Source organism: Telmatospirillum siberiense (genome assembly GCF_002845745.1).
Lineage (GTDB): Bacteria > Pseudomonadota > Alphaproteobacteria > Rhodospirillales > Magnetospirillaceae > Telmatospirillum > Telmatospirillum siberiense.
In genome coordinates this window covers 31,904-45,556 of the sequence record NZ_PIUM01000018.1, presented here as the reverse complement: position 1 = coordinate 45,556, position 13,653 = coordinate 31,904, and the positions used below count along the sequence as shown (strand labels likewise).

At 59.8% G+C, this 13,653-nt stretch carries 14 protein-coding genes; 9 read left to right on the top strand and 5 right to left on the bottom strand.

The genetic code is table 11. The annotated features are described in order from the left end of the window. The first annotated feature begins 8 nt into the window (after nt 1-8). From CWS72_RS15335 to puhE, 8 genes are all read left to right on the top strand, one after another. The gene (locus tag CWS72_RS15335) at nt 9-3,686 is read left to right on the top strand and encodes a magnesium chelatase subunit H (protein ID WP_241911742.1); all 3,678 of its coding nucleotides are present in this window, start codon (nt 9-11) and stop codon (nt 3,684-3,686) included. 61 nt (nt 3,687-3,747) lie between these two features. Further along, complete coding sequence (gene bchL, locus CWS72_RS15330; protein ID WP_338056195.1) at nt 3,748-4,605, top strand: ferredoxin:protochlorophyllide reductase (ATP-dependent) iron-sulfur ATP-binding protein; 858 nt, start codon at nt 3,748-3,750, stop codon at nt 4,603-4,605. After that, complete coding sequence (bchM, locus tag CWS72_RS15325) at nt 4,605-5,306, top strand: magnesium protoporphyrin IX methyltransferase (RefSeq protein ID WP_101251499.1); 702 nt, start codon at nt 4,605-4,607, stop codon at nt 5,304-5,306. Before bchL ends, bchM begins: the two co-directional genes overlap by 1 nt. Then, nucleotides 5,303-6,739 carry an MFS transporter gene (locus CWS72_RS15320; RefSeq protein WP_101251498.1) on the top strand — a complete coding sequence of 479 codons (1,437 nt, stop codon included), beginning with the start codon at nt 5,303-5,305 and terminating at the stop codon, nt 6,737-6,739. Before bchM ends, CWS72_RS15320 begins: the two co-directional genes overlap by 4 nt. Nucleotides 6,740-6,762: 23 nt before the next feature. Beyond that, a complete protein-coding gene (gene puhA, locus CWS72_RS15315) occupies nt 6,763-7,533 on the top strand; it encodes a photosynthetic reaction center subunit H (RefSeq protein WP_101251497.1) in 771 nt (256 codons plus the stop codon). Next, nucleotides 7,530-8,243: a photosynthetic complex putative assembly protein PuhB gene (puhB, locus tag CWS72_RS15310; RefSeq protein WP_101251496.1), complete on the top strand. Its 714-nt coding sequence runs from the start codon at nt 7,530-7,532 to the stop codon at nt 8,241-8,243. Before puhA ends, puhB begins: the two co-directional genes overlap by 4 nt. A gap of 253 nt (nt 8,244-8,496) precedes the next feature. Next, complete coding sequence (gene puhC, locus CWS72_RS15305) at nt 8,497-8,976, top strand: photosynthetic complex assembly protein PuhC (RefSeq protein ID WP_146002769.1); 480 nt, start codon at nt 8,497-8,499, stop codon at nt 8,974-8,976. Beyond that, nucleotides 8,973-9,770, top strand: coding sequence for a putative photosynthetic complex assembly protein PuhE (gene puhE, locus CWS72_RS15300; RefSeq protein WP_101251494.1), 798 nt, complete (start codon nt 8,973-8,975; stop codon nt 9,768-9,770). Before puhC ends, puhE begins: the two co-directional genes overlap by 4 nt. Before the next feature lie 65 nt (nt 9,771-9,835). On the opposite strand, the gene CWS72_RS15295 is transcribed toward puhE, so the two are convergent. Further along, entirely contained in the window at nt 9,836-10,861 is a 1,026-nt protein-coding gene (locus tag CWS72_RS15295) for an alpha/beta hydrolase (protein ID WP_101251493.1), read from the bottom strand. Nucleotides 10,862-10,872: 11 nt separating this feature from the next. Next, nucleotides 10,873-11,043 carry a hypothetical protein gene (locus tag CWS72_RS27840; RefSeq protein ID WP_158240674.1) on the bottom strand — a complete coding sequence of 57 codons (171 nt, stop codon included), beginning with the start codon at nt 11,041-11,043 and terminating at the stop codon, nt 10,873-10,875. 341 nt (nt 11,044-11,384) lie between these two features. Between CWS72_RS27840 and CWS72_RS15290 the strand changes: the two genes are divergently transcribed. Continuing rightward, entirely contained in the window at nt 11,385-12,290 is a 906-nt protein-coding gene (locus CWS72_RS15290) for a MerR family transcriptional regulator (protein WP_158240673.1), read from the top strand. Between the two features lie 97 nt (nt 12,291-12,387). Here the strand turns inward: CWS72_RS15290 and CWS72_RS15285 are convergent, their stop codons facing one another. The 3 genes from CWS72_RS15285 to CWS72_RS15275 all read right to left on the bottom strand — a co-directional run bounded on the left by CWS72_RS15285 (nt 12,388) and on the right by CWS72_RS15275 (nt 13,599). After that, a complete protein-coding gene (locus tag CWS72_RS15285; protein WP_146002768.1) occupies nt 12,388-12,744 on the bottom strand; it encodes a hypothetical protein in 357 nt (118 codons plus the stop codon). A 364-nt stretch (nt 12,745-13,108) separates the two neighbouring features. Continuing rightward, nucleotides 13,109-13,324, bottom strand: a complete 216-nt coding sequence (locus CWS72_RS15280; RefSeq protein WP_101251490.1) for a hypothetical protein — start codon at nt 13,322-13,324, stop codon at nt 13,109-13,111. Continuing rightward, complete coding sequence (locus tag CWS72_RS15275; RefSeq protein ID WP_146002767.1) at nt 13,321-13,599, bottom strand: plasmid mobilization protein; 279 nt, start codon at nt 13,597-13,599, stop codon at nt 13,321-13,323. Before CWS72_RS15275 ends, CWS72_RS15280 begins: the two co-directional genes overlap by 4 nt. Nucleotides 13,600-13,653: the final 54 nt, after the last annotated feature.

Genomic DNA, 13,653 nt, shown 5'->3' with positions numbered 1-13,653 from the left:
CGCCGCCCATGCGCGTTGTCATCGTGACCCTCGACCGTCATCTGGCACGCGTTGCGGCCCAGGTTTCAGACATCTTGTCCGGCGAATACCCCGGCTTGTCGCTCCGGCTTCACGCCACCGCCGAATGGGAGAACAATCCGCTCGCGTTGGAAAGCTGCCGCGCCGATATCGCCACAGGCGACATCATCTTCGTCACCATGCTGTTCATGGAGGACCATATCCGGGCCATTTTGCCCGCCCTGGAAGCGAGGCGGGAGCAATGCGACGCGATGATCGTCACCATGTCAGCCGCCGAAACGGTCAAACTGACCAAAATGGGCGCTTTCCGCGCCGACGCCCCGCAAACCGGTACGCTGGCCCTGTTGAAGAAGCTGCGCGGCTCCGCGAAGAATGGCGCCAAGCTCCCGAGTTCCGGTGCGGCACAGATGGCGATGCTTCGCCGTCTGCCCAAAATCCTCCGGATGATTCCCGGTAAGGCCCAGGATGTGCGGGCCTATTTCCTGTGCATGCAATATTGGCTCGCGGGGTCTGAGGCCAATCTCGACAATATGGTTCGCTTTCTGGTCAACCGCTATGCCGACGGCGCGCGGCGCGGCCTGCGAGGAACCATCGAAGCGGCTCTTCCCGTGGATTACCCAGAAGTGGGACTCTACCATCCGGAGATCACGGGTGGCGTCAGCGACCGCCTCGAAGCGCTGCCGGCAACCGTTCCGGGCTCAGCCGGCACGGTCGGCGTTCTGGTTTTGCGGTCCTATGTCCTTGCGGGCGACAAGGGGCATTATGACGGAGTCATTCGGGCGCTGGAAAGCAAGGGGCTGCGCACCGTGCCGGCGTTCGCCAGCGGCCTCGACGCAAGGCCGGCGATCGAAAAATTCTTCACCTCCCAGGGCCGACCGGCCGTCGATGCCATCCTCTCACTAACCGGGTTCTCCCTGGTCGGCGGCCCCGCCTACAACCACGCCGAAGCGGCACAAGAGATCCTCACGCGGATGGACGTTCCCTACATCGCCGCGCAGCCGGTAGAATTTCAGACCATCGAAGCCTGGAATGCCTCCACCAGCGGCCTGACCCCGGTCGAGGCCACCATCATGGTTTCGCTTCCCGAACTGGACGGCGCCATTGCACCGACCGTCTTCGGTGGCCGGTCCGAAAGCGCGGTGGGCGGGCACCAGATGCAAACCTGTGACGAGCGCGCCGACATGCTGGCGGCCCGTGTGGCCAGACTGGTCGCCCTGCGCCGGACCGCCAGGCGAAACCGCAAGCTGGCCATCGTTCTCTTCAATTTTCCACCAAATGCCGGGGCGACCGGTAGCGCGGCCTATCTATCGGTCTTCGAATCCCTCCATCACATCCTCACGGCACTCAAGGACGGAGGATATGACGTCGAGGTTCCCGACGATGTGACCGCACTGCGTCAGCGGTTGCTTAACGGCAACGCGGGATTGTTCGGCACCGACGCCAACGTTCATATGACGATTCCGGTGGACGATCATGTCCGCCGCGAACCACACCTTGCCGCCATCGAAAGGCAATGGGGCGCCGCACCCGGACGCCAACTGTCCGATGGCTACAGCCTGTTCGTGCAAGGAGAGCGGTTCGGCAATGTCTTCGTGGGGATCCAACCCGGCTTCGGCTACGAAGGTGATCCGATGCGCCTGTTGTTCGAGGGCGGTTTCGCACCAACCCACGCCTTCACGGCATTCTATCGTTATATCCGAGAAGATTTCGCCGCCCATGCCGTGCTTCATTTCGGTACGCACGGCGCCTTGGAGTTCATGCCCGGCAAACATGTGGGGCTATCGCAGAGCTGCTGGCCCGATCGGCTGATCCAAGACCTGCCGAATTTCTATCTTTATGCCGCCAACAATCCATCGGAAGGCGCTCTGGCCAAACGCCGCGCCGCGGCCACCCTGATCAGCTATCTGACCCCGCCGATTGCCAGAGCCGGGCTTTATAAAGGACTTCTCGATCTCAAGGCCACCATCGAACACTGGCGTGCAAGCCCAGGAACGTCGCCGGAGGATCGGGCCGAACAAGCCGCGTTGATCCGCGAACAGGCGGCCCTCCTTGACCTTGGAGACGAGATCGAAGACACGGCGGCAGACAACGATGCCTGGATCTCCAACCTGTCCGCCCGTCTTTACGACTATGAACAGACTCTGATTCCCGAAGGATTGCATGTGATCGGCGAACCGCCCTCGCCCGAGGCCCGTGCCGACCTCCTCCTCGCCATGGCCGACGCGCACCACGGTTTGCGCCCCCATCGCCGGGCGATCGAAGCATTGATTGCCGGCATGCCGCCCAAACGTGCCGCCGCCTTAAGCGGATTGACCGATTCCTCGGCCGGCATGGCCCTGTTCTGCGAACTCGCCGTCATTAATGGCCATTTGTCCAAGGACTCGGAAATACTGGCGGTTCTGCGGGCACTTGACGGACGTTTCGTGCCACCGGTCACCGGTGGGGATCTGCTGCGCACGCCGGCCATCCTGCCCACCGGGCGCAATCTGCACGGCTTCGATCCGTTCGGACTTCCCAGTGCTTCGGCACAACGCAACGGCGTGCAACAGGCGCAATACCTCCTTGATCGCCATAGAAAAGAAGGTGCTCCACTGCCGGAAACCGTCGCCTTCGTATTGTGGGGAACCGACAATCTGAAAAGCGAGGGGGAACCCATCGCTCAAGTGCTGGCCCTGATGGGCGCCAAGGCGCGTTTCGACAGCTATGGACGCCTTTGCGGTGCCGAGTTGATCCCCCTGCAAGACCTGGAACGGCCCAGGATCGACGTGATCGCCACTTTATCCGGTATTTTCCGCGATTTGCTGCCCCTTCAAACCAAAATGCTGGCAGACGCGGCCTTCCTGGCGGCCAGTGCCGACGAGCCACTGGAAATGAACTTCATCCGCAAGCATGCCCTGGCCTATCAGGCCGAATTGGGCTGCGATCTGGAGACGGCTGCGCTCCGGGTCTTCTCCAATGCAGACGGCGCCTATGGAGCCAACGTCAATCAGATGATCGACGCCGGCTGCTGGGTCGATGGCGATGAACTCGCCGATGCCTACGAAAGCCGAAAATGTTTCGCCTATGGCCGGGCCGGCAAAGCCAGCAAACAGCCGGCCTTGCTTGGCTGCGCACTGAAAACAGCCGACCTCGCATACCAGAACCTCGATTCTCTCGAACTGGGCATCACCACCATCGATCATTATGTCGACACCCTGGGAGGAATCAGCCGCGCGGTTCGCCGCGCCAAGGGTGTCGACGTCGCGGTTTATGTCGGCGACCGGACGCAAGGTGAAGGCAAGGTCCGCACCTTGGCCGAACAGGTCACGCTGGAAACACGCACCCGGACCCTCAATCCGCGTTGGTATGACGGGCTGTTGCGCCACGGTTACGAGGGTGTCCGCCAGATCGAGGCGCAGGTGACCAACACCATGGGCTGGTCGGCCACCACCAGCCAGGTCGCCCCCTGGGTCTATCAGCGTATCAGCGAAACCTTCGTCCTCGATGAGGCGATGCGCAACCGGCTTGTCGACCTCAACCCCAAGGCCTCGGCCCGCATGGCCAATCGCCTGATCGAAGCTTACGAACGCAAATATTGGACACCCGATTCGGCCACATTGCAGGCCCTGCGCGACGCCGGCGACGACATTGAGGATCGGCTCGAGGGCGTCATGATGGCGATGGAGTGACATGATGAGGAACGCCGCATTGACTGTTTCTGATCTGTCCGGAGGACTAGCCCAAACGGCGGTGACGGAAAACCGTCCCCAGTTCCATCTCGCGGCGCACTTGCGGATCGATGGCGCCAGGGTCTTTGCCGTCTATGGCAAAGGCGGCATCGGAAAGTCTACGACATCGTCGAATCTCTCGGCCGCTTTTTCCAAACTGGGCAAACGGGTTCTGCAAATCGGCTGCGACCCCAAGCATGATTCGACATTCACCCTGACCAAAAGACTGATCCCCACCGTCATCGACATCCTCGAACAGGTAAACTTTCACGGCGAAGAGCTGCGCCCGGAGGATTTCGTCTTCGAAGGCTACAACGGCGTCATGTGCGTCGAAGCCGGCGGCCCCCCGGCGGGCACCGGCTGCGGCGGCTATGTCGTCGGCCAGACGGTGAAACTGCTGAAAGAACATCACCTTCTCGAAGAAACCGACGTGGTCGTCTTCGATGTCCTGGGCGATGTGGTGTGCGGCGGCTTCGCCGCTCCGTTGCAATATGCCGAACGCGCGCTGATCGTCACCGCCAATGATTTCGATTCGATCTTTGCGATGAACCGGATCGTCGCCGCCATCAAGGCCAGTTCGAAAAATTACGATGTCCGCCTGGGTGGCGTCATCGTCAATCGCAGCGACGGGACCGACCAGATCGACCGCTTCAACGCGGAAATCGGCATCGAACGGATCGCCCATTTCCCGGCGCTCGATGTCATCCGTCAATCGCGGCTCAAGAAATCGACGCTTTTCGAGATGGCAGCCTCACCCGAACTCGATGGCGTCTTGAGAGAATATCTTCGTCTCGCCCAGTCTTTACTGACCGATGGCACGTTCTATGACGCAACACCCATGAAAGATCGCAAGATCTTCGATTTTTTGGGGTTCGACTGATGCCGACGACCGCCTTTGCAAAACGCCGCAGCCGTCTGGAGGCCTATTTCGACCACACGGCATTGGAAGCTTGGACACAATTGACGTCCGACGCGCCGGTCGGAAAGATCCGCGCCACGGTCAGGGCAGGCCGCGAGCGGATGCACGGCCTGTTGTTGGATTGGTTACCGGCCGATCTTATGGGAAAGACGGTGTTGGATGCCGGTTGCGGGACCGGAACGCTCGCCATTGAAATGGCCCGTCGCGGCGGTGCGGTCATCGCAATCGACATCGCCGCCAATCTGATCGACATCGCCCGCCGACGCACTCCAAGCGATCTCGATGGCGGTTCCATCGACTATCGCGTCGGCGATATGTTGGAGCCGGGCAGCGGTACGTTGGACCATGTCGTCGCGATGGATTCGCTGATCCATTACGAGACCAGGGATGCCGTCGCCATCCTGGCGCGGCTTGCCGGACAAACCCGGTATTCGATCCTGCTCACGGTTGCGCCCCGCACACCGTCTTTAACCCTGATGCACGCTGTCGGACGGGTCTTTCCCCGCAGCAACCGCGCCCCGGCCATCATGCCGGCAGGCATGGCGGCGTTATCCCGGCAGATCGAAAGCGAGCCGGGTCTCAAGGATTGGCGGATCGGCAGGAACGAACGCATCAATTGCGGATTCTATATGTCTCAAGCCATTGAATTGGTGCGCAGATGAGGGAACAGGGCAACCGAGCTGGGAAAATCTGGACACGAATCGGCCTTCGGTTCCTGCCGTTTGCCGACGCCGCGACCAGCGATCTGCCACTGCTCAGACTTTTACGGTTGTCTTTGTTCCAGGTGACGGTGGGAATGGCCATCACTCTGACCATCGGGACCCTCAACCGGGTGATGATTGTCGAACTGGGCGTATCGACCTCCCTTGTGTCGATCATGGTCGCCCTGCCGCTTGTTGTCGCCCCGTTCCGCACCCTTATCGGCTTCAAATCCGACACCCATCGCTCGGTACTGGGCTGGCGGCGCGTGCCTTACATCTGGTTCGGCACATTGTTGCAATTCGGCGGACTGGCCATCATGCCCTTCGCCTTGCTGGTCCTGTCGGGCGACCACGGCGCCCCGGTCGTTTTCGGACAGGTCGCGGCGGCCCTGGCCTTTCTCTTGATCGGGGCCGGCATGCAGATGACCCAGACCGCCGGTCTGGCACTGGCCACCGATTTGGCCCCCGATTCGGTCCGCCCACGGGTGGTGGCGCTGATGTATGCCATGCTGCTGATCGGAGTCGTCGTCAGCGGTTTTCTGTTTGGCCTTCTGCTGGCCGATTTCTCTCCACTGCGGCTGATCCAGGTCATCCAGGGAGCGGCCACTCTGACGATGCTGGCCAATGTCGCGGCGCTGTGGAAACAGGAGCCACGGGATCCGTCGCGCACTGTCCGCGGCGGCGACGGTCTGCCGGATTTCAAGGCGTCCTGGCGTATGTTTTCGACGCTTCCCGACACCAAGCGATTTCTCGTCGCGCTCGGCCTCGGCACGGTCGCCTTTGCCATGCAAGATACGCTGCTCGAACCCTATGGCGGCGAAATACTCCATTTGGGCGTGGCCCAGACCACCTTGCTCACCGCTTTGATGGCCGGCGGCGCCCTGGCCGCGTTCGCTCTCGCGGCCGGCGCTTTGACGAGGGGACGCAATCCTTGCCGACTCGCCGCCCACGGCCTTCTGTTGGGACTGCCGGCATTTACCATCGTCCTGTTCGCCGCTCCGCTCGACTCGCCCCTTTTGTTCCGACTGGGCGTAATCCTGATCGGCTTCGGCGCTGGCCTCTTCGCGGTCGGGACTTTAACCGCCGCGATGAATCTGGAGTCCGGCGGACACAGCGGTCTCGCCCTTGGCGCCTGGGGCGCGGTGCAGGCAACGGGAGCCGGTGTGGCCATCGGCCTGGCCGGGCTGATCCGCGACGTCGTCTCCCTCCTCGCCCTGCGCGGCAGTCTCGGGGCGGCCCTGGTCAGTCCGGCCACAGGATACGGCGTCGTCTATCAAATTGAAATTCTGCTGCTCCTGGCCGGTCTGGTGGCGATCGGCCCGTTGGCCCGTCACTCAAGCAAAAACCGCTTATCCCGCTCCGACGATTTAGGCTTGGCGCGACTGCCAACCTAGTCGCCCCGCGTGAGGAGGACGTCATGGATTATACGCATTCCGGGATCGATTTTTCTCTGGTCTCCATTTATGTTTTCTGGGCCCTGTTTAGCATCTTGATTATTTATCTTCGCCGCGAAGATCGCCGCGAGGGTTACCCTCTCGAAGAAGATGGAAGCGGGCAACTGCGCCCGGCCGGCGGACTGTTGTTCACCGCCCCCCCCAAAACCTTCCGCTTGCCGCTCGGCGGTGGTGAACTGACGGTGCCCAACGATAATCGCGACAATCGCGACGTCGCCGCCCAGCGGACGAGCATTACTCCCGGTTCACCGCTGCAACCCACCGGCAATCCGATGATCGACGGAGTCGGGCCGGCCGCCTTTGCCGAGCGAGCTAAAGTGCCGGATCTCACCTTCGAGGGACTGCCCAAAATCGTTCCTATCAGCGTAGCCGCCAACTTCGCCATCGCCGACGGAGATCCCGACATCCGCGGCTGGTCCGTGTTGGGAACCGACGGAAGAAAGGCTGGGGTCGTCAAGGACATCTGGGTCGACCGGGCCGAATCAATGGTCCGCTATATCGAAGTGACTTTAGCCGATGGGGAAGCCAGCGTGCTGTTGCCGATCACCGTCGCCCTGATCGACAAAAGGCGGCATCTGGTGGATGTCGAGGCGATCACCGCCGCCCAATTCGCCGACGTTCCGAAAATCGCCAAGCCGGATCAGATCACGTTCTATGAGGAAGAAAGAATCGTCGCTTACTACGGCGGCGGGTTCCTTTACGCCACACCTGACCGGGTGGAGCCTCTCTTATGAGACGGAGCCACGATGAATTTCAGGGCGAACCGATCCCGGGACTGCCAGAGAGACTTCCCGTCGGGGAAAGAATTCTCTGGCAGGGTTCCCCTCTATGGTGGGACCTCACCAAGCGGGTGTTTCACATCCGGGTAGTGGCCGTTTATTTCGGGGTCCTCATCGCCTGCCACGCCGCCATGCAGGTAATGGAAACCGGCACGGGATTGTTCAGAGCAATTCTGTCTCCATTGCCGATCGCGCTGATCGGGCTGGGACTGCTCACATTTCTGGGGTGGCTAAGCAGCAAGACGACGATTTATACGATCACCAATCGCCGGGTCGTCTTACGGGTCGGGATTGCCTTGCCGACAGCGATCAACATTCCCTTTAGCGTGATCGGGGCCGCGCAACTGAGGCTCGACCGGAATGGCGCCGGTGACATTCCGCTTTCACTGACCGGCCGCAACCGAATCTCTTATAGCAGTCTGTGGCCCCATGCCCGCCCCTGGCGCTTCCAGACCCCCGAGCCGATGTTACGGTCGGTTTCCGATGCGGGACACGTCGCCGAGGTTCTGAGTGGTGCCCTGCATGCCGCGCTCGGCGCCTCCACGGTTCCTGCCCCAGGAGGGATCTCTGCGGCAAGCGAAGCAGGTCCCCCCTCCCCAGCGGCCCCAATTGCCGGCGCCCCCTCGCTTGACACGCCCCAAGTTGCCAACGGCATATTTTCATAAAAAATACAACATAATACAAATGAATAAATATAATAATAATTTTTATTGACACTTATAAAATATAGATCAAAATTACATATGGATAAATCACTTATGATGTAAGTTTCCCCAAACGTGCATTGGCATCCTTCTTCAATATTTCAAAACTTACCCCCGGACTCTGTCCGGGGGATCTTTCAAATGAGCCCTCGGAAATGACGCGACAATTTTCCGATTGTGGGCCGCCGCTCCGGACCGAGAAGGAGATAACGCCATGCGTTCCCTTAACGATCATTCCTTTCCGCCCTCCGCCCTGGTCGGCGCCGGATTGCTCGTTTTCACCACAGTGGTCGGGGTGGGCATCCATCAACTGAAAAACCATTTCCAGCCACCGACTGCGGCAGCTTCTGACGCCGCCCCAATCGAGGCTCGACAACTTCGCTTTATCGACGTCAACGACGGCCTTGGTGCCTATGGCGGTCACGTCCGTGTTTTTGACGCACGGACCGGAATTGAACTGGCGCAGCTTGCCGAAAACGAAGGATTCATTCGAACCGTCTTGAACGGCCTGACCTTTGAGCGGACCAAACGAGGCATTCGGGCGGAACCGGTCTTTGAACTGGCAGTCTGGCCGGACAACAAACTGACATTCGGCGACCCCGCAACTGGCGCACGAGTCAATCTTGGCCAGTATGGCGCCAGGAACAAAAGCGTATTCCTGCATTTTCTTGATCATCCGGAGGCCGGGCGATGACATCACCCGCCATGCTCGGACATGGGCTGTCCTGCATCTTTGCCATTTTCCTCTGGTGGCTGAGCACGGGAGTGATCGTGAGGCTCTGCGCGTTGCCGAAACGGACTTTCGGTTGGAGTCTGGGTGGCGGATTTCTGATGATGGTATTGGCTGCCTACGGGTTGGCCCAAACTGCGCAGACCACCACCGTCCTCGGCACCTACCTGTCTTTCCTGTGCACCATTGCCATTTGGGGATGGATCGAGATGAGCTTTCTCATGGGCTATGTCACGGGGCCGCGAATGGCTCCCTGCCCGGCCGATGCTGAAGGTTGGCAGCGTTTTTGGCTCGCGCTCAAGACATTGCTTTATCACGAATTGGCGATCGCCGCCGCCGCCTGCACTGTCGTTTTTCTCACCTGGAACGCGCCGAACCAGACAGGAACATTCGCCTTTCTGATCCTTATGGTGATGCGGATCAGCGCCAAACTGAACATCTTCCTGGGAGTGCCGCATCTGCCCGAGGCGTTGTTGCCGAACCGGCTTGCATATTTGAAAAGCTATTTTCGAACGCGCAGGTTCAACCTGTTGTTTCCCGTATCTATTTTCGGCGCCAGTTTGGCGGCGATCGGCCTTGGACGGAGAGCAATCGCTGCCGAAGACTTCGAGGTGATCGGCACGGCACTGCTTTTGACGCTCCTTTTCCTGGCCGTCATCGAGCATTTTTTCATGATGATGCCGATTTCCGGCGATGCCCTGTGGCGCTGGGCCAAGCCGTTGGAGGTGGACGAGTCCATCGAAAAATCCTCACCATAATGCCGATGCGCATGCGTTCCGGGCGACGCAGCCACATTCCCCATAGCCTCTCGGTCCCCCGCGGCTCAGGTCAATCCGGCTTCAATGAGGTTCAACGCTTGTCCAACTTCCAAGGAAGCGTTCGATCGCGGCGACAGCGCCTCAACCACCGACGCCACCCCTTGTGGCAGCACCGTCATATCAACATGTCCCAAGCCGGGAACGACACTGACGGCAATATCTGGACGGACGGTGTGTATGAGCGCGGCGAACCGATCGGCATAAAACGTCTCGTCATCCGCGCCGATCACGACGGTCATCGGTTTGGGCGTCCGACGGAAATCCCCCAAATAATCGGCATCGGGATGAAAGTTCCGCGAAAGGCGATAGGAATAGCTTGTCGTCAGGATCTTTTCCATGCCCGGCTGAATGGCAAAGGCGACGACCGGCAAACCTTCGAAGCGGTGAATACCCATTCGCTCCAAGGTTACCAGAGCGATGATCCTTGGGATGAAGGGGGCAACCCAACCGCCGCTGTTCGGTCGCTGGGTCGGCGCCTTGTGACCCAGATAGGGAGAGATCAGCACATAGTGATCGAACGAACCTCCCAACGTCCCTCCCGCCACCCGCAACACATAGCCGCCGCCCGAGGAAAAACCGATCAAAGCCACCTGCGCCTGCGAATGACGCGATCGGATGAACGCAATGAAATCGGCCAAATCGTCTTCAAGCTGCCCGACATAAGCGATATCGCCGCGCTGCCCCGTTGCGCCATGACCGCGCATGTCCGGGGCATAGGCGCTGATGCCGGAGGCCTGTAGACCTTTGGCCAGCGCATGCATGCTGCTGCCACTGCCAGCCGAACCATGAATCAGCACAGCCACTCGGTCGCCGGCGGCAAGATAAGAGCGATAGACCAAGTCCGTCCCATCCCGTAGCGGACAGCATTCGGTGGCGGGCAGATCACGGTAATCCATTTGCTTGAAGGGGGCGCCAATCGACTCCATCGCCTTCGGAGGGGCCGCGGTGCCAAATGCAACCATTGCAGCCAGCAGCAGAGCGACGGCAACAGGGACCGCGATGACGGCAATGACCAGGGCGCTCAGCGTCATTTAGCGGGACCTTAGTTGAGGACTCGTGCCAGGAGCGCACCCACCATGGCGGCCGTTTTCTCCAACGATTCAATCAACTCCAAATCATCACGCTGGCGTGCCTCCTGTTTGATTAGGTCCAGCAGTCGCTTGGCTTCCAGCAAATGGTCAGCCGGAACGGTGGTCGTTTCCATAATCGCCATTCAACACACCCCCCAGGGAAGTTGCGGCTTTAATTTTTCTACCATATCGACGGCGGGGCAGATGTCCCGACGACGGCCTGGCACCGCAATTGACACCCATCATCCTTCGAACGTTTATCCCGCTATTTGTCATGGACATTATGAGTTTAAGTTGCTTTTATGTCCATTATATTGACGTATAGCCTGGACAAAATGGATATGTTCGGCGGTCAAGCCTCATCCTTTCCAGCCTACCCCTTGCTCTGTCGCTACGAACGGATCATAAGGGTATGGTTGTGTCCTGATTGATATCCTCCATGCCGCCGCCCCCCGAGAAACCGAACGATGTCGAGCGACACGGTATGCCCGTGCCGATAAGCGCGCTTGAGCGTGAGACCGGAATCTCCAAGGAAGTGGCCCGCAAATGGGAGATCCGTTACGGTTTTCCCTGTCCTGAACGGGACGAGAACGGCGACCGCCTCTATTCAGCCAAACAAGTGCTTTCCCTGCGGCTGATCCGGCGGTTACTGGGCGCTGGCATGCGGCCAGGCAAGGTGGTCGGTCTTGATTTGGCGACGCTGGAGCAGTTGGCCCAGAATGTCACGCCGGACATGGTGGCCAAGTCTTCGAATTTTTCGACGCGGTTACTTGAAACTTTGGCCCGGCACGATCTGAGGCAGTTGGAATACCTCTTGAGAGGACAGTTGCACCGCCAAGGATTGTCCCTGTTCGCGCGGGAAACAGTCGCACGGCTGAATGTCATCGTCGGAGAAGCTTGGCTGCGCGGCGAGATCCGGGTGTTCGAGGAACACCTCTATTCCGAGGTGGTGCGGGGCATCCTCCAAGAGGCAGTCCGCACGGTCACCGAGACATCGGGGGCACCCCGCGTCGTGCTGTCAACGGCGCCCGGAGAACTTCACACGTTGGGGCTGCTGATGGCGAACGCGGTGCTTTCGCTGGAAGGGGCCTGCTGCATCGGATTGGGGGCGCAGACTCCGTCGATCGAAATCGTCACCGCCGTCAAGGTCTGCGCCGTCGATGTCGTCGGCCTGTCGTTCAGCATTGCCCATCCGGCACGTGAATCTGCGCAGTACCTGCGCGATCTGCGAAGCCGACTTGATCCAGCCGTCGACATCTGGGCCGGTGGGCTTGGCGTGGCACGCCTGCGGCGCATGGAGGGTGTGCGGTTCATGAGTACGCTTGAGGAAATCGGACCGGCCGTCCAGACCTGGCTCAAAAGGGAAATCCCCTCAAGAGCCCGAACCTGAACGCCCCCTCTTCTCATCGAAGTCGCCGCCGGTTGACTTGACATCGCACATCAGTGTCGGATGCGGCACGGCCCTTCCCTGCCGTGCCCGCCGGAAGTCAGAAGATACGGCGCCCGTTGATGGCAACCACGTATCCGTCCTTATTCACTTCGATCTGCCCGCCCTTCTTTCCGCCCTTGGTTCTGGCCGGCAAGTCTTTCGCGGGAGCCTTCGACAGCTTGTCTTTCACCGACGGCTTCTCGCTTTCGCTCACCACTTGATCACCCGGCACCACGTCACTGGACACCACTGCGCTGGGCTCCACATTACTGGGCGCGACTTCGTTGACCTCCACATTACCGGGCACCACTTCGCCAGGCGCGACTTCGTTGGGTACCGCTTCGTTGGGCTCCGCCATTTCGCGGGACTGGTACTGGGCCCATTGTGGGCGATGTGTGATGACGCCTTGTACCAAACGTGCTCTCCTTGCTGTCAGCGATCAGCCCACGCGGCAGGGCCACCGAAGCTGTTATTTCACCGACCACTGTAAAAATAATATAGTCATGATACGACCGGGATTGGTCTGCAATAACAATCCGGCCACCAACGGACCGAAGATCGCAAACAATCTATTCCTGGCTGTCGCCAACTTCATACTACTGGAAAAGGCACCGAACCAACCCCTGAAAAAATTTTTCAGTAACAATAAATGTCCGCGACAATGTCAGCCTGCCTCCAACCGGTGGCCGCCCGCCGTACCATTTGTTCGCGCGCCAAGCTGGCGTTAGCTGCAAAAGTGGGAGGTGTTGGGGTGATAGCAGGCATGGCCTCCCCTTGGACTATTTGTCTGGAGACGTGGCGATCCGAAGAACGCCACCGTCCGGGCGAGTGATTTCCACGATCGTTTCAAGCCGTGTCAGCCGCTTCTCATGATCGGCGAGACTGTTGTCGATCTTCGCCCGCAGCCCCTTCAATGCGTCATCGAGCGCCCTGGTACGCTCCTCGATCAACACGATGGTCTTCAGGCCGGAAAGGACGCGGTCGCCCAGGCTCACGATTGTGTCTCGATTTTCATGGTATCGAGCGTTGCGGACATTGCCGCGATCGACGCCATGGCGGTATCAACCGATTGAAGCACCTGCGGTGCCGTTGCTTCTAAAGCAGCCAACATCGCCTCGATTTCCTCGCGATGCTCCCCGATGTCGTCCGAGGCATTAAGGCTGCGTCGAACGAATTCCGCAGTAGGAACCCCGGCCCGCTTAGCCCGGCTATCGAGCGCCCGTTTTTCTTGCGGCGTCATCTGCACGACCAATCGTGCGGTTGCTGCCATAATCGTTACTCCGTGTACATGTACATGTCATGTACATATTGAGACCGCGAGCAT